Consider the following 21,382-nt stretch of genomic DNA (forward strand, 5'->3'; position numbering starts at 1 on the left):
GTCAGATGCCTTCTTCGGTTGGAGTTGCTTCGAGGATTGAAAGGAAGTCTGCGAAGGCTGAGACGACCGCATCACCGTCAGCAGTCGTCATTGCTGTCGAAAGGCACGCCGCAGCGCCATTGGGAAGCAGGATGCCGCAATTGAGGAAATGCCTGGAGAGACGCCCCATCAACTCGGCCTCTTCCGGGGCAAGATACGCCTCGCGGAAGTCCGTTGGCTGCTTTCCTTTCGGATGGATACGAAACAAGGATGCCGCCCCCGTCACGCTGAAGGCTGCCCCGTGGCGCTCGATTTCCTTTCGAAGCCCAGCCCGGATGCCATCGCCAAGGCTCTCGAGCGCAGCGAAAGCGCCATCCGTCATCGCCTCCATGGCGACCCGGCCCGCAACCATCGATACGGGATTTGCCGAAAACGTGCCGCCTTGCGGCAGCAGCGGCTTTCCGCTGTCGCTTGCGAACACCCGCATCACGTCCTTGCGCCCACCGATCGCCCCGACGGGAAAACCTCCGCCGATGATTTTGCCGGCGGCGACCAAATCGGGGTGGAGACCATAGCGGGCCGACGCCCCCGCGTATGACTGCCGCAGATTGAGGACCTCATCGGCAACAATGAGAATCCCATATTGCTTCGCGATCGCCTCGACAGCGGCAAGAAAGCTCGGCTCAGGCGCCATCAGCCCCGCGCGGCTCGGCATCGGATCGATCAGGATACAAGCCAGTGAAGGGGCAGCCGAAGCAATTCGGCGCTCCAGATCCGCGATGTCATTGAAGCGGATAACCGTAACCTCGTCCCTTACCGAAGGCGGCATTCCGCGATAGGTCGGTACGGCCGGCGACCGCAACGGGTCGTTCCATATAGCCGGTGACACCGCCTGCCCCGTTTCCGCCCAGTCGTAAGCGCCGTGATAGGCGCCTTCGATCCGCGCGATGCCTGGCCGGCATGTGAAAGCGCGGGCCGCCTTGATCGCAAACATTACAGCCTCGGTCCCGCTGTTGACGAAGCGAATATGTTCGATCGCCGGAATGCGCTCGATCAGTAGCTCTGCCAGCGTGATCTCGTGCTCGGTTGGGTTGGAGAAACACGTTCCGCGATGAAGCAGATCTGCGACCGCGTCGGCAACTGGAAGAAAGCCATGGCCGTGTATCAGCGTCGTGAAATTATTGTTTAGGTCGAGGAGGCGGTTGCCGTCGACATCGATGAGATAGGCTCCCTCCCCGCGCGAAATGTAGAGCGGGCTGGGCTCGTGATCGACGGTGACCCGCGTGATCCCGGTTGGAAACACGCGGCGACCCTTTTTAAAGAAATGTTCGGACCTCGACCGGGGAAATCCCCGGCCGTTGCGAAGGACATTTGGGTGAAACATTCGATCTTCTCCGGCCAACGAGGGTCGCGGCGCAACCCTTCATAATTTTGTTATCACAAAAATCATGAACCCGAAGAAGTTGCAACAAAAAAATCCGGCTGCCGACGCTATTGCCGCTTGAGACGCTCCTGCGCGGCTTTCTTCAGACGCCGGTAGCCGTCTCGAATATCGTTTTCCATTGCGGCACGGACCGCGGATGGGTCTCTATCGACCAGCCCCTCTATCGCGGCCAAATGATTGTGGACACCGTATTTTGCTTCCGCAAACTCGGGATAGAGGTCGTGGAACGAGGCGCCTACCCTTAACCACAGGGCCTCAATGGTCGAAAGGAGGCGCGGCATCTCGCACAACCGATAGATCGTAAAATGGAATTCCTTATTGTCGTGAAGAGCGTCGGAGTAACGCCTCTCGTCGAGCGACAGTGTGATTTTCTCCTGCAGCGCCAATAGCTTGTCGACTACATCATTCGTGGCGCGAAGCGTGCCTCTTTCCGTCGCCAACCCTTCAAGCGCAAGTCGCATCTGCGTGACTTCGTAGAGTGCTGTAAGATCGAGATGCGGGACGATGACGGTTTTAGGGCCCACCATGACGAGCGCGCCCTCGAAGACCAGCCGGTTGATCGCCTCGCGCGCCGGCGTGGCACCGACGTTCAGCATTTCGGCAACCGAACGGATCGGCAACTTGTGGCCCGGCTTGTAAGCACCCCGCGTGAGTTGCTCCTTAATGGATGAATAAGCGAAGTCGCTGAGTCGCCCAGACTGCAAATCCGATCCCGACGATTCCTCTTTAGTTGTACTTTCGTTCAAAATTGACCCCCATGCGTTGACATCTTCACATTTTTGTTGCAACAAAAATAAATTAGGCGAAAACCGAAACCGTAATGTGACAGCATAACGGTAACGCGAATATTAGCAACGCCTTGGCCGGGGAGGCCATGTCCGAACAGCTGCCGGTCTTGCCGGCATAGCACCTGGTGCCGCACGAGCGGAGCCGGGAGGTTTCAATGCGTGTCAAAGCACGCAAGTGAGGAGATATCATTTTGATTGGTGCGCCTGTTTTCATCGATCGCATAGGCAAGGCCTACGGGACCCAGACTGCCGTTGGTGGAGTGACCCTGGATATTGCGGCAGGCGAATTCCTGTCGATCCTCGGTCCGTCCGGATCGGGCAAGACGACGCTTCTGACAATGATCGCCGGTTTCGAAAGCCCATCTGCCGGACGCATCGTTATTGGCGGGCGCGATGTCACAGCCGTATCGCCCGATCGCCGCAACATAGGGATGGTCTTCCAGCGTTATGCTTTGTTCCCGCATCTGACCGTTGCCGAAAACATTGCTTTTCCCCTTAAGATGCGTGGCGTCCGAAAGGACCTCAGGGCAGACCGCGTTGGTCGGGCGCTCGACCTAGTCCAACTCCCGCAATATGCCAAGCGCTATCCTCACGAACTTTCCGGCGGCCAGCAGCAGCGGGTGGCGGTCGCGCGAGCAATCGTGTTCGAACCGCCCGTTCTCTTGATGGACGAGCCGCTGGGCGCGCTGGACAAGAAGCTGCGCGAGTCCATGCAGATCGAGATCAAACAGCTTCAGCGCCGCCTCGGTGCGACGGTCGTTTATGTGACGCACGATCAGGAGGAGGCGTTGACGATGTCCGACCGGATCGCTGTCATGGCAAAGGGACAACTCGCGCAGCTCGGAACTCCAGCGAACCTTTACTGTAATCCGCAGAGCGCCTTTGTCGCCGATTTCATCGGCAAGATGAACTTCCTGACTGGAGAATTCCTGGGTGAGACCGCCGACAGCCGGACGATCAGACTGGGTGACGACGTAGTCATTGATACGCCCGGCGCTGCCCATGGTTTCGAGGGTTCGGCAAAAGCAGGCGATCGTGTTCGGCTCGCGTTGAGGCCTGAGCGCCTTGGCCTTACAGCTCGTGGCGCAGGAGGAAAGAACGCCCTTCCCGGCCGGATCGAAACGTCGGTCTTTGCCGGCGCCTTCGACCTTCATCTCGTTCGCGCCGATTTCGGAAGCGGAGAGATCATTCAGGTGCAGATCCCTGCCGATGGAAATAGAACGGCCTTTGCGATGGGGACACTCGTGGATGTCATCGCCGAACGCGACGGCCTCCGGCTCTTTGCGGTTGCGGAGGCATGAAATGACCACGACCGTCGATAATCTACCCCTTGCACCAACCCGTCCAGCGAGCTGGTTTTTCTCACGCTCGGCGCGCCAGTATTCGCACGCCCTGACGTTCCTGCTTATTGCGCCGTTGATGCTCTTACTAACGGGAGGCTTCATCTATCCAATCGGGCGCCTTGTCTCTCTGAGTATCATGGCACCTGGATTCACGCTGCAGTACTACGAGCGGATCGTCACCGAGCCGCTCTACATCGAAGTCCTGCTTCGCACGTTGCAGACGGGTGCAATCGTAACCGTGGCGAGCCTGCTGCTCGGTTATCCGGTTGCCTTTCTGATGGCGCGCTCCAAAGGCAAGACTGCATTGATCGTATCGGCCGCGGTGTTCGTGCCGCTATGGACCTCCGTGCTGGTGCGATCCTACGCCTGGATCGTGCTGCTGCAGCGAAACGGCATCGCTAATGGTCTGTTGATCGAGAGCGGCCTCATTAGCAGCCCGTTGAAGCTTATTTACACCGAAGGCGCGGTCATACTTGCGATGACGCATGTCCTGATGCCATTCATGATCCTGCCGATCTACAACGCTCTTCGCACGATTCCTGCAGAGTACGCCCAAGCCGCCCGCAATCTCGGCGCCGGCACGATTGGCGCGTTCCTGAGCGTGACGTTGCCGCTCAGCCTGCCCGGAATCTTTGCCGGATGCGTCATGTGCTTCATCCTGGCGATCGGTTTTTATATCACGCCGGCACTCGTCGGCGGGCCTGGAGCATTGATGATGGCAACGCTGATCGGGCAGCAAACCACCGTCCTGCTTGACTGGCCATTTGCCGCAGCGCTCGCGACCGTCCTTCTGACCACGACGCTTTTCTTTGTCCTTGTGTTCCGCAGGGCGCTTTCCGTCAGCAAAGGAATGAACAGTGTCAATTGAGCCCGCAGCCCCCCCATTCGCCGCCTCTCGCGTCAAAAGCACCCATCGACCTTACGGCAAAGCAGCCTTGCGGCTCCTTGGAGGCTCCCTGATCGGAGCAATCCTTTTCTTCCTGGTGTTGCCGACGCTGCTCGTCATCCCGATTTCGCTCAACGACAGCAACTATATCGAGCTCCCGCCGAAGGGCCTGACGCTTCGCTGGTATATCGATTTTCTCGCCGACCCGGACTGGCGCGCAGCAACGATCTTCAGTCTGCAGATTGCGCTGTCGACGACAATCGCTTCGACGGTCATCGGTACATTGGCGGCCATCGGGCTCGTTCGCGGCAATCTGCCGGGAAAAACCCTTCTGCAGGCATTGTCGCTGGGGCCAATGATCGTTCCCCATGTTGTCTTTGGCGTTGCCCTTTATCTGGTTTTTTCCCCGCTCAGCCTGACCGGCAATTTCGCTGGTTTCCTGATCGCGCACACCGTACTTGCTGTTCCCTACGTGATCATCACCGTGTCGGCAGCACTCGAGCGCTTCGACACGTCACTCGAGCTTGCCGCACTGAATTGCGGGGCAAGGCGGAGCCGCGCCTTTATCAGCATTGTGCTTCCCAACATCGCGCCGGCAGTGGCTGCGGCTTCGGTCTTTGCGTTTCTGGCGTCGTTCGATGAGGCTACCGTCGCCTTCTTCATTTCCGATACCGGCGGAAAAACGATCAGTCGCAAGATGTTCGAGGACATCGATTTCAATCTCACCCCGGTCATAGCAGCAGTTTCGACGCTGCTCGTCGCGGTATCGCTGCTGCTTATGGGGGCCATTCATCTCCTTACCGGCCGCGGGGAGGATTAACGTGGCCATATCAATCCGACGGAGGAACACGCGATGAAAAAACGAACCAAGATCAAGCCTTTGCTGCTTGCGGCTTGCCTCATGCTTGCTGGCGCGAGGGCGGGGCAAGCCGAGGAGCAGGTCATCATTGCGACCACTGGTGGAGCCTACGATGCGGCCCTTCGAAAATTCTGGTTCGAGCCGTTCACCGAAAAGACCGGCATCAAGGTTGTATCGGTCGTGGCAACGAATGCCGAGATGCGGGCGAAAGCTGCGGCCATGGTCAAGACCGGCAACGTGACCTGGGACCTTTACCCGGACGGCGAGATCCAGGCGAGCGCTGAAGCGCATCGGCTAACATCTGAAGACCTGACCGAGTTTTGCAAGTCTTTCCAGGGCCGGCCAGATCTGGTCGAGGATGCCTGCGTCAGCGCCGGGGCCAGGCTCTTTTCGACCGCAACGCTGATGGCCTACGACCCGACCGGCTTCAAGAGCGGAAATCCGTTGAGTTGGGCCGATATGTGGGACGAGACAAAATTTCCCGGTGGCCGCTCGTTTCCAAATTTCGACGATCCGTGGCGGGTCATGGCTGCCGCGCTCCTCGCCGACGGCGTTGCGCGCGACAAGCTCTTTCCACTCGACGTCGATCGCGCCCTCAACAAGCTCGACGAGATTCGCCCGGCGATAACGCTCTGGTGGAAGACCGGCGATCAGAGCGTTCAGGGCTTTCGCAACGGCGACTACAGCATCGGGCAGATCTGGCTGACGCGCGCAAATACACTGAAGGCGGAAGGACGCCAGATCGCCTGGTCCAAGCAGGCCTCGTTCCTCGTCGGCGATCGCTTGACGATCATCAAGGATGCGCCGAACCGCGGAAATGCGTTGAAGTTGATCGGTTACTGGCTTGATCATCCGGAGGCGCAGGCCAGCGTGTGCGACGAACTCCTTTGCACGCCGCCAAGCCGCAAGGCGATCGATTTGATGTCGCCGGCTGCACGCGCGGCCCTGCCGAGCGACGAGGACATCCGGGATTACATCGTCATCCCGGATGCTAAATGGATCAACGACAATGCCGCGATGATGCTCGAGCGTTGGAATGCCTGGATCCGATGACGATCCCCCTTCGGGCGGCGGTGCCGCCCGAAGGGGCAGAGGCGGATCTTTATCCCTTGAGAGCACGATTGACGGCAGCTGCGACGCCGCGCACTTCGGAAGCCGTGTGGCCGGCAGTCGGGCATATTCGCAGCCCTGCCCTTCCCTTGGCGACTGTCGGGAAGAAAATGGCCGACGTATAGTAACCGGAATCAAGTACCAGTCTGGCAGCGCCGATTGCCGCAAGCTCGTCACCGACGACGACGGTCCTGATCGGGAGTCGGGACCCCGCCTGTGCCGTCGGCACCAGTTCGTCGAAAAGAGAGATGTGTTCTGCGAGCGCCCTTTGCCGCACGCCCAGTTCCGGTGTGCGATGGATTGATTGCGAGGCGAGAGCTGCACCGATCGCCGCAACATTGATGGAGGCCGAGAAGGCATGCGCGAGAGCAAAGCGCCGGAAGATTTCCTCCTGGAACGCCGTTGCGAGCATCAGCATGCCGCCTGAGGCTCCGAAACCCTTACCGAGCGAGGCTGCGATGATCGTCCGCTCGCCGAGACCCTCGGGCATTTGTGAACGGGCAAACCCCTCGCCTCTTTCGCCGAAGATCGATATGCCGTGAGCATCATCGATGTAAAGGAAGAGGCCATATCGCTCCTGAAGCTCGCGCAACTCCTTGATTGGGGCACAGCCGCCCATGGAATACACACCGTCGCAAACATAGGCGACCGTATCATTCTGGCGGCAAATATCTTCGAGCGTCTGAAGATCGTTGTGGCCGATCGTGCGGACCTCGCATTCTTCGGCAACGACGGGCTTGTTGAAGGCAAGCGTCGCATGTGCAAGCCGGTCGAATACCATGACCGGTTTTGTGCCGCCGGTCAGGACTCCGGACGCAATCAGCGGAAGCGCGCTCAAGTTGGCGGCAAGCACAGTTGTGTAGGTAATCACCCTCGCGCCGAAGAGATCAGAAAGAGCATCTTCGAGGTCTCCGAGGGCTGCAAAATTGAGCCGCGTGCGGGCGCACGACCAATGCAGAGTCCCGTAGCGTCGGACGGTCTCGATTGCGCCTTCGATGATTGAGGGATGATTGTCGAGCCCGAGATACGAGCAGCGAACGAAGTCGATGACGCGCTCCGATCTGCCCTCTGCAACTGGCAGTTCCACCGCTCGTCCATCGGACGGATGGACATAGAGTGCCATCAGGCCGTCAAGGTGGGCGGCTGCAAAGTGGGGACTTGCGTGGCTGATCAGGCCCGCGGTATTTCTGTGGGACTTTTTCGCTGATCCGGCGCCCGAAGCTGCCTCTTGCATATTGCCCTCCCAAACGTTCGACGGACTTCACGCTATGCGCGAGATTGCTGTTTATGCAACGAAGGCGGCAGCAAATTTTTGGGAAATTTCGGTGAACATGTGAACGCGGCGAAGTCACATACTTTGGGCAACATCGATTGCATACCCCTCCTTTGGCACGGTGCGAATTACATCGCGGCCAAGCGCCCGCCTCAATGCACGCCGGAGGCGGCCAATATGAACATCAACTGTCCGCGGCTCGACAAAGGCTGTTTTCGGCCAAGCGACGGCAATCAGCTCCGCGCGGCTGAGAACGCGGCCCGCGTCACCCATAAGAGCGCTCAGTAGACGAAACTCGATCGGGCTGAGATTGACCGGCATCCCTCTTACCAGGACACGCCGCCCGCTGACGTCCAGCTTCATATCGTCAAAGATAGGACCAAGGCGGCTATGCGTGCCGTCGGAGGAACTGCCAATTGCACCATGGAGGTAAGACAAGAGCCGTTCCGGTGGCATTGGCCTTGTAAAGCTCTCATCTACGTTGGCTTTCAGGATGTCGAGATAGGCGGCCTTTTCGGCAACGAGCGCTATGAGCGTGACGTCGCTGGCAAGTCCCCTTTCCTTCAGACCCGACGCGATATCAGCCAGAATTTGTGAACCCGGCTGGCAGTCGACGATGATAGCTGCAGCGTCACGCTCCACGGCAGTAGCTACCGCCTCGCTCGGAATATCGACGAGCATCGTCCTGTATCCGGCTCCCTTCAAGATGTATGACAGCATCAAATAATAGTCAGCGTCTTGAGATACGATCGCCAGAAGTTCGCTCATCGTCTCGCCCCGCCAGTTACTGGCCTTACCGCGACCGCTTTTGATACGACAAAATTTTCAGAAAAGTGGCTCATGCTGATTGGAACCTCACGCCGTGGCTTGTAAATGCGTAACAGAATCGCAAAAGCGCTATCGCTACGGGTATTTTTATAGCTTGCCTTTCTTTTTTGTTACAACATAATGTTGAGGGCGCGAAGAATCTCGCGCCGAAGCGCATATTTGCCAGGGACGGCACGTGATCGTGGCCCACTCGGTGGGATCGACGTCCGGCATAATTTGATGGCCTGTTTCCGGACGGTAACGGGGCTTTTAATGCGCGAAATGTTCAAAAGGTTCTCAACCGGCAGCGCTGCGGCGACACCGGATTTTTGGAGTGATGCAGATGTTGGGGACATAAGTACTGCTGCCCGATCGCTTTACGGACAACATGCGAAAACAGCGGCTGCCTGGTGCGCACTATGCGCGCGCTACGACGGCCGCTCAGGTGATTTCACCTCTTGGGTACGCGTTTTCAAACTTCTGGGCGCTGATGAGATCGAGGAAGCTTGAAAATGAACGTGTCCGCTTTGGATATTTCGTGCTGGATAACCTGCAGAAGTTCGTCGAGCAGCAGGTCGCCGGGCGAGGCTATGGTACGAGCAGGAAATACGTCCACGAGTTGATCCGTCACGACAAAGATCGGCAGCACTTGCGTGATCTCCTGCTTGAAGGTGCTTCATCCGAGACGACCGAGCCGGTTGATGCCGCCTATTTCGATAGCCTGCGAGCCCGTGCCTCGCGGCAACGCTCCAGGTGACCGCAAAGTCTATCGTTCGATGGACTTCAAATTTCCCGGCCGCGGTTGGCGGTGCGCTGGCGCCGTTCCGAGATAATCCTGTCGCTGCTCTCCATACGGACAGCCTGCTGGAGAGCTTTTAGCCTTGCCTGCATTGCTTCGAAGGCGTGGCGCTGTATTGGTCGCACGCTGTTGATGAGTTCCTTCTCTTCCCGGAGGATCGCATTGCGGCCGAAGCGCTCGTTGAGCGCCCTGCTGATCGCGGCAAACTCCTGGCGAATAGTCGGATCGAGAGAGCTTACCGAAACGTTCAGCTTGCCGCCATTCTTCTTCGCCTCTGCTATCAAGTCCGCAAGTGCTTCCTCCGCCCGCTTCGACAGCCCGGGAATGGCGATTGCCATACGGCGGCGTTCTTCGGCAATAGCCCGGCGCTCGGAATCGAGGGCGCTGGCATAGGCTCCTCCAAGCGATCGCAAGCGAGCGGCGGCTTCGGATACGGCCTGCACCGCCTCTTTCCGCTCCCGGCCGGAAGCCAGCATCCGGTCCATTAGGCGATTGGAGCCGCGCAATGCTCCGTATGCGGCAGGATCATTGGACATGGCCGCTGCGATTCGCTCGCCTGCAAAGCCCTTCACAAGCAGTTCCTCGATCTTGTCGACGGCGCCTGCCGGATCGCGCCAGATCGTTGATGCCACGTCGGCTAGCGCTGCGCGCTGCTGGCGATAAAGAGGGCCGGCGAGAGCACGAGATCTCGCCTCCTCGTCGATCAGGGTCTTGAACTCGGTGACTGCGGCGAGCATGGGGACATTCTCCTTCTCCGGATCAGCGCTGGCGCCGGCAACAATCTTCGAACGATCCCGCCGCTCGGCGAGATGCTGCTCGTCGGCGAAACGCTTCACGGCCTCGAAGAGCCGGGCCAGCTTCTCGCGTCTAGTGTTCGCGAGGTCTTCCGGCATACGCTCGACCATGTTGCGTTCAGCAACCGCATCGGCTTTCGAGGTGAAGGCGCTCCAACCGAAGCGGGCTGCGAGCGCCTCGCTGACAGCCTTGATCTGCTGCACGATGGCGCGGTCCTCGGCGGCAAACGCGAAGGCGGCCTTGTAGGCATCGTCACCACCCTGCTTGCGCACCGCTTCGATCTCGACGAGACGTGCCATTGCCATTCCCGAGAGCGCCGGGATGGACAAGGACATATACGCGCGGCGCTGTTGATCGCGGCTTTCGAACCACGCGGCGTTTCTGCGAAACTCAGTCGCGTGGGCGCGGGCCAACGGCAGCAGTTCCGTCAACGCCGCCGTGGCGACGCTGCGCTCGTCACGTGCGGCCCGACCGTCGACCATAAGCTCGGAACCACGCAGGCGGCCCAGCGGATTGGGTGCTGCGGCAAGATCGCCGGCGAGCCTGCGGGGTTCAATCTTCAAATCCGATGCCAAGGCGTTCAGGGCGCCAAGTGCTGCATCCGGTTCACGATAGATCTTCCCCAGCAGCGGCTGCATGACTGCTTCCCGTTCCTTCCACGCCGGCGAAGAAAGCTGTGCCCGCCGCGCGTCCTCCTCCACGCTCCTGGCGAACACTGTGGTGGGCGGGATCAGATACCGCGCACGGCCAGTGTCTGCATCCGAGACGGTTTTCGTTTCAGTTCGCTCCTCATTGTACGAAGCGCGTCGTTCCCGCTCGATCGCAAAACCGAGCGCCATGCTTGCCCGCTCCCAGAGCTCAGCCACCTGCTCCCTCTTTTCCGCAATCCACGCCCACCGCCGCGAAACCTCCTCTTCCATGCCGGCCGCGGCGAGAGAAAGCGTGTCAAGCCCGCGACGCCGGGCGAAATCTTGCGCATGAGCCCGGTAGCCGGCCTCGCTCTCGAAATCGAGCGTGGTCGTCTTGGCGCCGGAGCGCGACAGACGTTCGACGAGCTGCTTGTACACATCCGGCCGATGGCTTTCCCGCTCGATACGCTCCTGACGAGCTTCGGCGGTTTCGATGCGCTTGGCGGTCCAGACATTGCGGTCGACTTCTCTTTCCTCAAACCGCTTCTGCCCGGTTTGCTCATCGACGATCGGAACCTGAACCTTGACCTTCTCGACACCGTCCTTGCGCAAGGTCACTGTATCGCCTTCCGAGATGCCACTCTCCTCGAGCGCCTTCGGCAGGCTCACACCCCACAGCCGATGGACGCTTCCGTCCTCGGTCTTCACGTCGGCATAAGGACTGTCGTCGGCATCCTCGTCATTCGGCCGGAATTTGGCTTGTCCGGTTTCCACGAGCTCACCGGTGACGCCGCTAGCATGATCGACACGCGGCATCCTCCCCCATTCCGGCCTCGCCTCAAAGTCTTCCTTCGCGGCATAGAGGTCAGCGCGGTCGCGATGTCGGGTCATCGACACATAGGTCAGGTGCTGGTCCATCATGCCGGTGGCGAGTACGAAGGTTCGCTCGACGGTGGCACCTTGTGATTTGTGGATGGTCGCGGCGTAGCCATGATCGACATTGCGGTAGCTGTCCTCACTGATGACGACGTCCCGGCCATTGTCGAGACGGACCGAAAGCAGTGTATCACCGCGTTTGTCGCCGGTGGAAACGACCGTGCCGAGCATGCCGTTCTTCACATATTGCGGACCGAGACGGGGAGCACGTGGCTCGAGGAAACGGGCATTCTCCAGGAAGATAATGCGATCGCCGGCGGCGAATTCTCGCACACCACGTTCGGTCCGGAAAGAGCGACCCTCACCCAGCGCGCCCTCTTCCGATATCACCGATCGCAGCGCTTCGTTCAGACGTTTGACGTCTTGATTGGTGTGGGCGAGCACGAGAAGCTCGTCGCCACGAAGACGGCCCACATTGCCTGCCTCAACCAAGTCCTGGATCGCCTGCCGGCGCGCTTCGGTCCAATCGGCGACGATCCGGTCGATCGTTTCCGCTCGTGTCCCAGCCTCGATGAGATGGCCCCGCTGCGCATAGGCGTCGAGACCTTTCTCGATCTCGCCACGCGCAAAAAGCCGCGATGCCTCTCGCGCCCATTGCTGGCGCTGCCGTCGTACGCCGGCAAGTTCGGCAAAACCGATCCGCTCAGTGATCGCCCGGAACGCCGCCCCCGCCTGGATCGGCTGCAGTTGCATCGCGTCGCCGACCAGAACGACTTTGGCGCCCGCCTCTTCGACGATCTTCAGCACACGCGCCATTTGCTGCGACGACACCATGCCGGCCTCGTCGATGACAAGCACATCGCCGCGGTGAAGCGTCTCGTGTCCATTGGCCCAGATGAGTTCCCAGGCGGCGAGTGTTCGGGATCTGATGCCGGAACTGTCTTCCAGCCCCTCAGCCGCCTTGCCGGCAAGTGCGGCACCGATCACCCGGCGGTCTTCGCTTTCCCAGGCGAGGCGTGCCGCGGCAAGCAGGGTCGACTTGCCGGCACCGGCAAGGCCGACAACGGCGGCAATGCCATTGCCGCGCGTGACATGATGGACTGCGTCCACCTGCTCCGGATCCAGCCGGATGGACCTTTCCGGATCCTGGGTCTCGATGTTTCTGATCGCGGCCGCCACCGCCCGATCGGAAACGCCGAAACCGCGGCGAGCCGATAAAACCTGCGCCGACTGCGCCATGTCATGTTCGATGCGAAGGATCTCGCGCGTGGTGAAGACGGCGGGTTCGGTCGCCTTCCCCGTTTCGGCATCGACCTGCTGGAGCTTCAGCATGACCAGATCGTCCGACGCCATCAGCCGTGCGCGGATATTGGCAAAGTCTGCGGGATCATCGACGTAACGATGCAGCGCCTTGGCAATGTCGCGCTCATCGAAGGTTGAGCGTTCATTGCTCAACTGCTTCAGCAGAAGCTCCGGTTCGGCGAGCAGCCGGTCGGCCATCTCCTGGCGTCGGGCGAGATCGGCCGGCGCGAAATAAAGCTCCCTGCCCTTACGGGAAAGTGCCGCCTTCTCTGGACCGAGATGTCTTTGCGCGATGCCATCGAGACCCTGTTCGACATAGGAGCGGCCATCGAGCCGGATTTCGTGGCCGGCAAGCGCCAGATGCCGGTTCGCCGTCTCCGCCCAGGCGACCTTCCATGCCTTCATGGTTTCCTTGTCGCCGGCCCAGAGCTTGTAGACGATCCTGCCCTTTGGGCGGTCCGGCGTGACGACCCGCAAAGGCGCGCCGTCGTCGCCGGTGATCGCCACCTTCTTGCGTCCAAACCCCTCCTCCGCCAGAGGTCTCAGCGTCGTCATCAGATGGATGTGCGGATTGCCGTCCTTGTCGTGATAGACCCAGTCCGCGACCATTCCCTTTGACGTGAGATTATCCCGGACGAACTCGCGAACTAAGGCGATGTTCTCCGCCCGTGTCAGTTCCACCGGCAAGGCGATGATCAGCTCGCGCGCCAGCTGCGCGTCCGCCCGTTTCTCGAAAGCATCGACCGCATTCCACAGCACTTCACTGGCGCCGGCAACGGAACGCCCCTCGATCGCCGTCCGCAGCCAGGCCGGGATTTGGTCCGGCAGGGCCAGTTCCTCGTGCACCAGTTCGGAAGCCCCGCCGCTGTAACTGAAGGACGTGCCGGCCTGTTCGTCCATCATCCGGGCGCGATGACGATAGGCGGCGGCCGAGACGATGCTGCGTCCCGCTCCCCTGCCGATCACCTGCGCTCTGACGAACATGATCGCCACTGCCGTTTCCAACCCCATCCGAGCATGTCGCGACAGCGACGTATATTGCGCCCTCAAACCGATCGGACCGGAGGTCCGATGCCGCTTTTTCGGAACACGGCCGTTGGCCGGAAATCCGGCTGCGACGTTTTCTGGCCGGTGCTAAATAGCCTATTTAACTATTTTATACTAGGTAGTATAATTGGCGCATTGAGGTTGTTTTCAGGAAGGAGTCTCGAAGGATGGCCGTCAAATCATCGATTTCCGATCTCGATGTCCAAATCGAGAAGCTCAGAGAACGCAGGAGAAGTTTGATCATTAAATCCGCCGAGCGGTTTGCCCGCGCTGCGACGAAGTCGGGGCTGGCGGAAATGGAGATCGCCGACGAGGAGGTCGAGCGGATCTTCGAAGAGATCGCCGCTCGATTTCGCAAAGAGGAAAAGAAGGGGGCTAGTGCCGCATCTCCTCAAACGCGTCGACCAGCAGTTGGTGGCGCTGGATCGACGTCGGAGGTTTCACATGACGGCTGACCGCAAGAAACAAGCACGCGAGAAATTTCTGCTCGGCGGCATCGTCGTGAAGGCTGGTCTGTCGACGGCCGACCGGGCTTTTCTCCTCGGTGGCCTCATCGAATTGACGAGGGTGATAGCGGGATCGGCCGAACATAGGCGGTTGCGCGATATCGGCAAAGAGGCGTTCAAGGCCCCTTCGCTCAATCCTTCTTCGCCGCGCGTCGAGGAGAACGCCGGATGGCGCTGAGGAGTCGATTGCATCCGAGCTTGCTGCTGGTCTTGGTGCCTATCGCCGTGACAGCGATCACCGTCTACATCACCGGCTGGCGATGGATGGCACTGGCCCATGGCCTATCCGGCAAGACCGAATATTGGTTCCTGCGAGCGGCACCCGTGCCGGCGCTCCTGTTCGGGCCGCTCGCAGGACTTCTGACCGTCTGGGCGTTGCCGCTGCATCGCCGGCGGCCGATCGCCGTGGCCAGCCTCTCGTGCTTTCTCGTCGTCGCCGGATTTTACGCGTTGCGCGAATATAGGCGCCTGGTCCCGTCGGTGGAGCGCGGCCTCGTCACATGGGGCCACGCGCTTTCCTACTTGGATTTCATTGCCGTCATCGGCGCCCTGGCGGGCTTCATGACTCTGGCGGCTGCCGCCCGCATCTCCGTCGTCGTGCCGGAGGCAGTCAAACGGGCAAGGGGCGGAACCTTTGGCGATGCCGATTGGCTTTCGATGCCAGCGGCGGCAAAGCTCTTTCCGCCCGAAGGCGAAATCGTCGTCGGCGAGCGTTACCGCGTCGACAAGGAAACCGTCCACCAAGTGCCCTTCGATCCGAAGGATCGCAGCACGTGGGGACAGGGCGGCCAAGCACCACTCCTCACCTACAGCCAAGATTTCGATTCCACCCATATGCTCTTCTTTGCCGGATCGGGTGGGTACAAGACGACCAGCAACGTCCTGCCGACCGCACTGCGTTATACCGGCCCTTTGATCTGCCTCGATCCTTCCACCGAGGTCGCGCCGATGGTGGTCGAGCATCGCACCCGCGTTCTCGGGCGCGAGGTCATGGTGCTCGATCCGGCCAACCCGATCATGGGCTTCAATGTCCTCGACGGAATCGAGCATTCGAAGCGAAAAGAGGAAGATATCGTCGGCATCGCCCACATGCTTCTGTCCGAAAGCCTGCGCTTCGAATCCTCGACAGGCTCCTACTTCCAAAACCAGGCGCACAATCTCCTGACCGGCCTGCTCGCCCATGTCATGCTGTCGCCGGAATATGCAGGCCGACGGAACCTGCGCAGCCTGCGCCAGATCGTGTCCGAGCCGGAACCCTCCGTCCTCGCCATGCTGCGCGACATTCAGGAACACTCGGAAACTGTCTTTATCCGCGAAACGCTCGGTGTCTTCGCCAACATGACCGAGCAAACCTTTTCGGGTGTCTATTCGACGGCGTCGAAGGATACGCAATGGCTCTCATTGGATAGCTACGCCGCGCTCGTCTGCGGCAACGCCTTCAGGTCGAGCGATATCGTCACCGGCAAGACGGACGTATTCCTCAATATCCCGGCGTCGATCCTGCGCTCCTATCCTGGCATCGGGCGCGTCATCATCGGCTCTCTGATCAACGCCATGGTCCAGGCCGATGGCGGCTTCAGCCGCCGAGCGCTCTTCATGCTCGATGAGGTCGACCTGCTCGGCTATATGCGGGTTCTGGAAGAGGCGCGCGATCGCGGTCGCAAATACGGCATCAGCATGATGCTGCTCTACCAATCGGTCGGACAGCTGGAGCGGCACTTCGGCAAGGATGGCGCGACGTCATGGATCGATGGCTGCGCTTTCGCTTCCTACGCAGCGATCAAAGCGCTTGATACGGCGCGCAATGTTTCGGCGCAATGCGGGGAAATGACCGTCGAGGTTCAGGGGCATTCGCGCAACGTCGGCTGGGACACGAAAAGCGGCGGCACGCGCAAATCCGAGAGCGTCAATTTCCAGCGCCGGCCGCTGATCATGCCACACGAAATCACCCAGTCGATGCGCAAGGACGAGCAGATCATCATCGTTCAGGGCCACAGTCCGATCCGCTGCGGCCGGGCGATCTATTTCCGCCGCAAGGAGATGGATGCGCAAGCAAAGGCCAATCGCTTCGTGCGGAGTTGACGATCCCACGCATTTCAAGGATTTGAAGGTCAAGGGAGCCGGCCAGACGCTGAAACAGGGCCTCGTCATCAAGTCGATCCGCCTCACCGATAATCCCCAGGAGATCGATTGCCGCCATGATGGAATCAAAGGTCTCGTTCTACGCACCGGGTTCGTACGCAAACGCTAATTCGAGCTCTCAGCCTGCTCAGCGTTAGAGGCGGCCGTCGGTCCGCGGTCTCTCAGCATCTGAAGCGTCTTTACCGCGACGATCAAATCGCGCGCACCGCATGAACGGGGATGTCAGTTTCTAGCGTGACATCCATAATTATCGACACCAGTGAACCGAATTCCTCGTCGGTCAATCCAACCAATGTCGGAAACTGGACCCCGGCCCCACTGTCATCCGACGCCAAAGCGTTGATCCAGCCACCGCCGTTGATGCGGTACTCATGTGTGTCGAAATCAATCTCGAGATCATCGAGCAGATGGATGGCAAAGCGCCCAAAAATCTCGTTCTCGCCCTCCAGCTGATATTCAGCGAATTCATCCTCTCCGGCGAGGACACTTCGTTCCAATGCCATCATCACTTGGATCCGAGCGATTGCCGCGTCGAGCCCTTCAACTAGGCGATCGTGAAGCTCTCGCGAAAAATCGCTGTCGCAGCCGAAGCGGTTTGCGAGGACGACGAGTCGAAGGCCGGCAAGCTTGGTGTAGAGCATGAGGTTCTGATCAGTTGTCATAATGGGATCTCCTTCTTGATGACGGAGATCGGCCACTCCTTGGCAAAGAGGGGTCAAGGACCGCGGAACGCGGCTTGCAAGCGGGGGAACCGATTTTGCCGCTTGCGGCAAAATTGGGGGAGACCGCGCCGTCCTTGACGCCGGATTTGCTGGAGTAAAATGGGACGTCAGAGAGAGAAGAGACCCGCGGCCCCAAAGGGGTCGCGACCGTTTCCGGCGTCAGCCGGCGGGGAGTGTCGAGGGGAACCCTCACGGGCAGCCGGGCCGGTCGATCCGGCCCGGCTGCCTCGGTGCACCGCGAGGAAAGAGCGCCTCACGGCAACTCCTCCCCGGCTTGTTTTGCAAGTTCGGCGCGCGCGGCTTCCAGCTCCGCCTCGATGAGTCGACGCTCCTCCGCGGTCGGTGCTTCTCTGGCTTCAAGGCGCAGTTCCTCGATGGTGCATTCGATGTTGAAGGCGTTTTCGTTCGTCATCGTCGTCTCCTTGTTGACGTGAAAGATGACGCCGGCGGTCGTGAGGATCGGGTCGGGTCAAGGTTCGCGTCAGCGACCGGCGGAGCCGGCGCGCGGAGGTGCCGATTTTGTCGGAGCGAAGTGCAACGCAGCGGAGGCAAAATTGGAGGGGCCGCGCGACCTTGAGGCGGCACGGTCCTCATGGCAGACTTGGTGATCTGAGCAGACAGTCCACGTTTCGTTTGGCACCAGAAAACAGGCGGTAGGCAAGGCCGGCCGCCTCAGGTGTTTCACCGCAGGGGCCGGCCCCGATCGCTCGGGGCCGGCTCTCGTCGTTCAGTTCGGGTTGTTCCAGAGGATAACCTTGCGGTTCGGCTCGCCGCCGGGGGCTTGTGCGAGATTGCCGAAGATCACGCCGATCTCCGGAGCCTCCAGCTTCACCGAGAGATATTCCTCGCCCGTCTGGCGGGCGATGCGGTTCCAGCCCGCGCCGATCTCAAAGCCGGTCTTGCGGTGGATGATGCGGTAGTCGGGAGCTTCGTCGCTCGACTTGCTGGCGTTCGGGACGATGGCGATCGGGGCGTTGACCCGGATGGTGGCGAAGATGCCTTCGAGGCTGCCGTCGGCCTTCTCCGTCAGGGTTGCGATCGTGGTGGCCATGGTATTGTCTCCTTCGGTTGCTCGGGACCATTCCCGATGGCGCCCGAAGAAGGGGCCGAGCCGCAGGCGTCACCGGAGCGCAAGCGTAGGGGAACCCCTTGCGGGTTGACGCTGATGGCGGCCGGTCCCTTAGAAAGGCGACATGGAGAACGGGAATGGTCTCGTGCGACCGAAGGACGGGACAAACCACTACAGCCGCCGCGGTCGGGCGCTGCGTGAGAGCGGTACAGGAATGCCTCGCCGCCATTCTGCGCAAGCCCTCGCCGCTCCTAACCGCCGCAAGCCAGAAGAGCCCACCCGCCGCCCATCATACGTCGAAGCCCGACGTAGTGATCGCATCGGCAACCGCAGACTGTGCTGCAATGCCGGGTAAAACTGCTCGTTCGGGGGATCCCACGCACGATCCTTCGCGGACTCTCTCCGGCGCCCGGCTGACGGATCCGACAGTATCCGCGGGACACCCAACCGTCGGCGCCCCGGGCACCCTGAGCGATTGGGACCGGCTTGGTCGGGCGTTCTTCGGAGGCCCATGACGGGCCAACGCATCACAAAACGGAATCCATCGGCTGCGAAGGATTCCAAACTCTCGTTGGACAAGGTCGGTCCCGGCGGAAATGATTCCCGGCATGAGCCGAATGTCCTTCCACCTCCACTGCCAGCGCATCGATGCCAGCCGCAACATGGCGCGCAATTACACGCTTGCAATCGAGCCGACCTTGTTTGGCGAAACCGCGGTCCTGCGCAGTTGGGGACGCATCGGGAGGCGTGGCGGCGAGAGGACCGACGTGTTCGGGACCGAACAGGAGGCCGTCGCGCATTTTCTCGATCTTGTACGCCGCAAGCATCAGAAGGGCTATAGGCCGACCGGAGGCTGCGATGTTGCCCGGTGACCCGACACGGTCGCTCGACGCGGAACGTCTGTGCATGACCCTTCATTCACCCTGGACGGGACTGAGCTGGTCGCATGGCGACATTCGGACGGGGCGGTAGGTCGAATATCTGTCTAGGAGGACGCCATCCATGCTCTGGCGTCGGTCATCGGGCCGCAGAAGGATGGACTGGTTGTTGTCGAGGGACGGAATGAAGCCGCTCTGCCAGAGGCGCTCCGCCTCCCCATCGACGGCACGAACGACGATTGCTCGCCCGCCGACCAGATCGGCGCCGGCACTGCCGCGACGAAAGGCATCCCTAACAATCGCCGTGCCGATACCGCAACCGACCTGGCGGTGATCAACGGCAAGCTGACCGATGTGCAGACACGGGATCGGATCGGGTGGGGCGACCCGTTCGGATCTTTCGGGTCACGACATTTGGCGCGATGACGGTCGGGGCAAAGTCCATAATAGCCAATGACCACGCCCTCGTCATGGAAGACAAACACCCTCGTAAAACCGTGCTGGTGGTTCGATCGGGCGAACGTCGCAAGCCATCCGTCGAGGGCAGGTTTGCCACAGCGGAACGACTCCAGGCGATGGCGCTCCGCAAGCGGCTCGGTCTGCGACAAGCCCAAAGCTTCAATGTTCCCAGGGCGCTTGACGCTGCGGGCGCTCAGCCACCTTGGCCGGCGCCGCGACTGACGGCGCTTCAATGGCCGCAACAAAAGCTTCGAAGGCATCACCGGAAACGCGAATAACACTCTCGTTGAGGATTGCCGTCTGCGCTTCCTGCACCGCAGCGCGGCGCATGAACTCGGTTCGAGATAGCCCAGTCAGGGCGGCTACCCGATCAATGATCGCGAGATCGTCATCGCGGAAGCGCATGGAGACGGGAGTTTCCTCTCGAGCACCGGTAGCGGCCATGTTGGTTTCCTTGCTGGTGAAACAGAATGTAAGCGCATTACATCGCAACGATCGCCAGGCACGGAGAAAATGGCGCTCACGCGCCATCCTCCGCGGCCCGCCAGACCGGGATGCCCAGCCGGCGGGCCTTATCGGCGAGATTGCCGGTGATGCCGGAGCCGGGGAAGATGATGACGCCGGTCGGCATGACCGAGAGCATCTCGTCATTGCGGCGGAAGGGAGCGGACTTGGCGTGCTTCGTCCAGTTCGGCTTGAAGGTGATCTGTGTCACCTTACGACCCTCGGCCCAGCAGGCGGCGATGCGCTCGGCGCCCTTCGGCGAGCCCCCGTGGAGCAGGATCATATCGGGATGCTTCAGGTGTGCCTGGTCAAGTTTCGCCCAGATGCGTTCGTGATCGTTGTAGTCCATGCCGCCGGAGAAGGCGATCTTGGTCCCGGCCGGGATCAGCACCTCGGTTTCGTTGCGACAGCGGGCGGAAAGGAAGTCTTTGGAGTCGATCATCGCCGCCGTCATATTGGCGTGGCTGACCTTGGAGCCGGTGCGTGGGCGCCATGCCGATCCTATCTCACCCTCGAAGAGGTCGGCCGCATAGTCGCGCATAAACTCGAAGGCATTGCGGCGTTCGAGACGCGTGATGCCTTCGGCTATCAGGCGCTCGAGCTCGACGCTCTTGACCTCCGAGCCGTCCTGCTCCCGCTGTCCGATGCGCTGTGCGTCCTCGTTGCATTGCAGCTCGCGCTGGATGCGCTCGCCGGCCCGGTGGAAGAGATTGACCGTCGACCAGAGCAGATCTTCGAGATCGGGTTCCAGCCGCGTGTCACCGAGCAGCTCGAATAGCGCGTCGAAGATCGCGGTCAGCGCCGTCTGGACGACCGGCTCTTCCGGGAGCGGCCGGGGATCGGGCTCGTCCTGAAAGGGGCGATGGCCGTGGATCTGCATTTCGTAGATGAAGCGGTCGGTCGGGGAGGAGGCGTGGTGGGGCTCGTGAGCGTCGTCTATGGGAAGGGTCAAGTTCATGATGGTCTCCGTCCGTTGCGGCCGGGCCTCTCGCGGCCTGACGGCGAACCTGCTCTCGCGGAGAGGGGCCGGAACCGCGGCGCGAAGCGCTGCGGCCCAGCGCAGCGCCGGGCGGCGGAAGGAAGGTTTATTGACCCGCGAGGAGCGCCGGCAAAGCCGGCGCGGGGAAGAAACCTAACTGACCCGCTGAAGGCCCGGCCGCCGCGT

The 21,382-nt window shown here is 60.7% G+C and carries 19 protein-coding genes and 1 pseudogene; 10 read left to right on the forward strand and 10 right to left on the reverse strand.

Annotated elements, in window-relative coordinates; translation table 11 throughout:
• Position 1 precedes the first annotated feature (1 nt).
• Both B5P46_RS25155 and B5P46_RS25160 read right to left on the reverse strand, forming a co-directional pair.
• The gene (locus tag B5P46_RS25155) at positions 2–1,363 is read right to left on the reverse strand and encodes an aspartate aminotransferase family protein (protein ID WP_129421106.1); all 1,362 of its coding nucleotides are present in this window, start codon (positions 1,361–1,363) and stop codon (positions 2–4) included.
• Between the two features lie 107 nt (positions 1,364–1,470).
• Positions 1,471–2,169: a GntR family transcriptional regulator gene (locus B5P46_RS25160; RefSeq protein WP_129421107.1), complete on the reverse strand. Its 699-nt coding sequence runs from the start codon at positions 2,167–2,169 to the stop codon at positions 1,471–1,473.
• 233 nt (positions 2,170–2,402) lie between these two features.
• Here B5P46_RS25160 and B5P46_RS25165 point away from each other — a divergent pair, with 233 nt between their 5' ends.
• The 4 genes from B5P46_RS25165 to B5P46_RS25180 all read left to right on the forward strand — a co-directional run bounded on the left by B5P46_RS25165 (position 2,403) and on the right by B5P46_RS25180 (position 6,352).
• Positions 2,403–3,512: an ABC transporter ATP-binding protein gene (locus B5P46_RS25165; protein WP_129421108.1), complete on the forward strand. Its 1,110-nt coding sequence runs from the start codon at positions 2,403–2,405 to the stop codon at positions 3,510–3,512.
• Between the two features lies 1 nt (position 3,513).
• Positions 3,514–4,422 (forward strand): ABC transporter permease, encoded by a 909-nt coding sequence (locus B5P46_RS25170; RefSeq protein WP_129421109.1) that lies wholly within the window; start codon positions 3,514–3,516, stop codon positions 4,420–4,422.
• 67 nt (positions 4,423–4,489) lie between these two features.
• On the forward strand, positions 4,490–5,260 hold the full coding sequence (locus B5P46_RS25175) for an ABC transporter permease (protein ID WP_129421110.1): 771 nt from the start codon (positions 4,490–4,492) through the stop codon (positions 5,258–5,260).
• Between the two features lie 33 nt (positions 5,261–5,293).
• Positions 5,294–6,352, forward strand: coding sequence for an extracellular solute-binding protein (locus tag B5P46_RS25180; protein ID WP_129421111.1), 1,059 nt, complete (start codon positions 5,294–5,296; stop codon positions 6,350–6,352).
• Positions 6,353–6,401: 49 nt separating this feature from the next.
• Here the strand turns inward: B5P46_RS25180 and B5P46_RS25185 are convergent, their stop codons facing one another.
• A complete protein-coding gene (locus tag B5P46_RS25185; protein ID WP_129421112.1) occupies positions 6,402–7,643 on the reverse strand; it encodes an aminotransferase class I/II-fold pyridoxal phosphate-dependent enzyme in 1,242 nt (413 codons plus the stop codon).
• A 114-nt stretch (positions 7,644–7,757) separates the two neighbouring features.
• Positions 7,758–8,450 (reverse strand): winged helix-turn-helix transcriptional regulator, encoded by a 693-nt coding sequence (locus B5P46_RS25190; RefSeq protein WP_129421113.1) that lies wholly within the window; start codon positions 8,448–8,450, stop codon positions 7,758–7,760.
• A 529-nt stretch (positions 8,451–8,979) separates the two neighbouring features.
• Here B5P46_RS25190 and B5P46_RS25200 point away from each other — a divergent pair.
• Entirely contained in the window at positions 8,980–9,246 is a 267-nt protein-coding gene (locus B5P46_RS25200; protein WP_129421115.1) for a ribbon-helix-helix domain-containing protein, read from the forward strand.
• Positions 9,247–9,272: 26 nt separating this feature from the next.
• On the opposite strand, the gene traA is transcribed toward B5P46_RS25200, so the two are convergent.
• On the reverse strand, positions 9,273–13,883 hold the full coding sequence (traA, locus tag B5P46_RS25205; RefSeq protein WP_129421116.1) for a Ti-type conjugative transfer relaxase TraA: 4,611 nt from the start codon (positions 13,881–13,883) through the stop codon (positions 9,273–9,275).
• A 221-nt stretch (positions 13,884–14,104) separates the two neighbouring features.
• Between traA and B5P46_RS25210 the strand changes: the two genes are divergently transcribed.
• From B5P46_RS25210 to B5P46_RS25225, 4 genes and pseudogenes are all read left to right on the forward strand, one after another.
• Positions 14,105–14,392: a TraC family protein gene (locus B5P46_RS25210; protein ID WP_129421117.1), complete on the forward strand. Its 288-nt coding sequence runs from the start codon at positions 14,105–14,107 to the stop codon at positions 14,390–14,392.
• The gene (locus B5P46_RS25215; protein ID WP_129421118.1) at positions 14,382–14,621 is read left to right on the forward strand and encodes a conjugal transfer protein TraD; all 240 of its coding nucleotides are present in this window, start codon (positions 14,382–14,384) and stop codon (positions 14,619–14,621) included. Before B5P46_RS25210 ends, B5P46_RS25215 begins: the two co-directional genes overlap by 11 nt.
• The gene (traG, locus tag B5P46_RS25220) at positions 14,612–16,525 is read left to right on the forward strand and encodes a Ti-type conjugative transfer system protein TraG (RefSeq protein ID WP_129421119.1); all 1,914 of its coding nucleotides are present in this window, start codon (positions 14,612–14,614) and stop codon (positions 16,523–16,525) included. Before B5P46_RS25215 ends, traG begins: the two co-directional genes overlap by 10 nt.
• Before the next feature lie 7 nt (positions 16,526–16,532).
• A pseudogene (locus B5P46_RS25225) lies at positions 16,533–16,694 on the forward strand (PhnA domain-containing protein); the annotation flags it as partial.
• A gap of 82 nt (positions 16,695–16,776) precedes the next feature.
• Here B5P46_RS25225 and B5P46_RS25230 read toward each other — a convergent pair.
• The 3 genes from B5P46_RS25230 to B5P46_RS25240 all read right to left on the reverse strand — a co-directional run bounded on the left by B5P46_RS25230 (position 16,777) and on the right by B5P46_RS25240 (position 18,358).
• On the reverse strand, positions 16,777–17,247 hold the full coding sequence (locus B5P46_RS25230; RefSeq protein ID WP_129421120.1) for a hypothetical protein: 471 nt from the start codon (positions 17,245–17,247) through the stop codon (positions 16,777–16,779).
• A gap of 313 nt (positions 17,248–17,560) precedes the next feature.
• Positions 17,561–17,719 carry a hypothetical protein gene (locus tag B5P46_RS34600; protein WP_164986550.1) on the reverse strand — a complete coding sequence of 53 codons (159 nt, stop codon included), beginning with the start codon at positions 17,717–17,719 and terminating at the stop codon, positions 17,561–17,563.
• A gap of 315 nt (positions 17,720–18,034) precedes the next feature.
• On the reverse strand, positions 18,035–18,358 hold the full coding sequence (locus B5P46_RS25240) for a DUF736 domain-containing protein (protein WP_129421121.1): 324 nt from the start codon (positions 18,356–18,358) through the stop codon (positions 18,035–18,037).
• A gap of 614 nt (positions 18,359–18,972) precedes the next feature.
• Between B5P46_RS25240 and B5P46_RS25245 the strand changes: the two genes are divergently transcribed.
• Positions 18,973–19,248, forward strand: coding sequence for a WGR domain-containing protein (locus tag B5P46_RS25245; protein ID WP_129421122.1), 276 nt, complete (start codon positions 18,973–18,975; stop codon positions 19,246–19,248).
• A 624-nt stretch (positions 19,249–19,872) separates the two neighbouring features.
• On the opposite strand, the gene B5P46_RS25250 is transcribed toward B5P46_RS25245, so the two are convergent.
• Both B5P46_RS25250 and B5P46_RS25255 read right to left on the reverse strand, forming a co-directional pair.
• Positions 19,873–20,157, reverse strand: a complete 285-nt coding sequence (locus B5P46_RS25250) for a DUF1778 domain-containing protein (protein WP_129421123.1) — start codon at positions 20,155–20,157, stop codon at positions 19,873–19,875.
• A gap of 76 nt (positions 20,158–20,233) precedes the next feature.
• Positions 20,234–21,175: a DUF2493 domain-containing protein gene (locus B5P46_RS25255; protein WP_129421124.1), complete on the reverse strand. Its 942-nt coding sequence runs from the start codon at positions 21,173–21,175 to the stop codon at positions 20,234–20,236.
• Positions 21,176–21,382 lie beyond the last annotated feature (207 nt).

Origin of the sequence: Rhizobium leguminosarum (assembly GCF_004123835.1) — a bacterium.
GTDB classification, from domain to species: domain Bacteria; phylum Pseudomonadota; class Alphaproteobacteria; order Rhizobiales; family Rhizobiaceae; genus Rhizobium; species Rhizobium leguminosarum_M.

Bases quoted from the DNA above. Each gene is read 5' to 3' on its own strand.
- B5P46_RS25155 (WP_129421106.1), bottom strand. From the start codon at position 1,363: ATGTTTCACCCAAATGTCCTTCGCAACGGCCGGGGATTTCCCCGGTCG.
- B5P46_RS25170 (WP_129421109.1), top strand. From the start codon at position 3,514: ATGACCACGACCGTCGATAATCTACCCCTTGCACCAACCCGTCCAGCG.
- B5P46_RS25180 (WP_129421111.1), top strand. From the start codon at position 5,294: ATGAAAAAACGAACCAAGATCAAGCCTTTGCTGCTTGCGGCTTGCCTC.
- B5P46_RS25185 (WP_129421112.1), bottom strand. From the start codon at position 7,643: ATGCAAGAGGCAGCTTCGGGCGCCGGATCAGCGAAAAAGTCCCACAGA.
- B5P46_RS25190 (WP_129421113.1), bottom strand. From the start codon at position 8,450: ATGAGCGAACTTCTGGCGATCGTATCTCAAGACGCTGACTATTATTTG.
- B5P46_RS25200 (WP_129421115.1), top strand. From the start codon at position 8,980: ATGAGATCGAGGAAGCTTGAAAATGAACGTGTCCGCTTTGGATATTTC.
- B5P46_RS25210 (WP_129421117.1), top strand. From the start codon at position 14,105: ATGGCCGTCAAATCATCGATTTCCGATCTCGATGTCCAAATCGAGAAG.
- B5P46_RS25215 (WP_129421118.1), top strand. From the start codon at position 14,382: ATGACGGCTGACCGCAAGAAACAAGCACGCGAGAAATTTCTGCTCGGC.
- traG (WP_129421119.1), top strand. From the start codon at position 14,612: ATGGCGCTGAGGAGTCGATTGCATCCGAGCTTGCTGCTGGTCTTGGTG.
- B5P46_RS25230 (WP_129421120.1), bottom strand. From the start codon at position 17,247: ATGACAACTGATCAGAACCTCATGCTCTACACCAAGCTTGCCGGCCTT.
- B5P46_RS34600 (WP_164986550.1), bottom strand. From the start codon at position 17,719: ATGACGAACGAAAACGCCTTCAACATCGAATGCACCATCGAGGAACTG.
- B5P46_RS25240 (WP_129421121.1), bottom strand. From the start codon at position 18,358: ATGGCCACCACGATCGCAACCCTGACGGAGAAGGCCGACGGCAGCCTC.
- B5P46_RS25245 (WP_129421122.1), top strand. From the start codon at position 18,973: ATGATTCCCGGCATGAGCCGAATGTCCTTCCACCTCCACTGCCAGCGC.
- B5P46_RS25250 (WP_129421123.1), bottom strand. From the start codon at position 20,157: ATGGCCGCTACCGGTGCTCGAGAGGAAACTCCCGTCTCCATGCGCTTC.
- B5P46_RS25255 (WP_129421124.1), bottom strand. From the start codon at position 21,175: ATGAACTTGACCCTTCCCATAGACGACGCTCACGAGCCCCACCACGCC.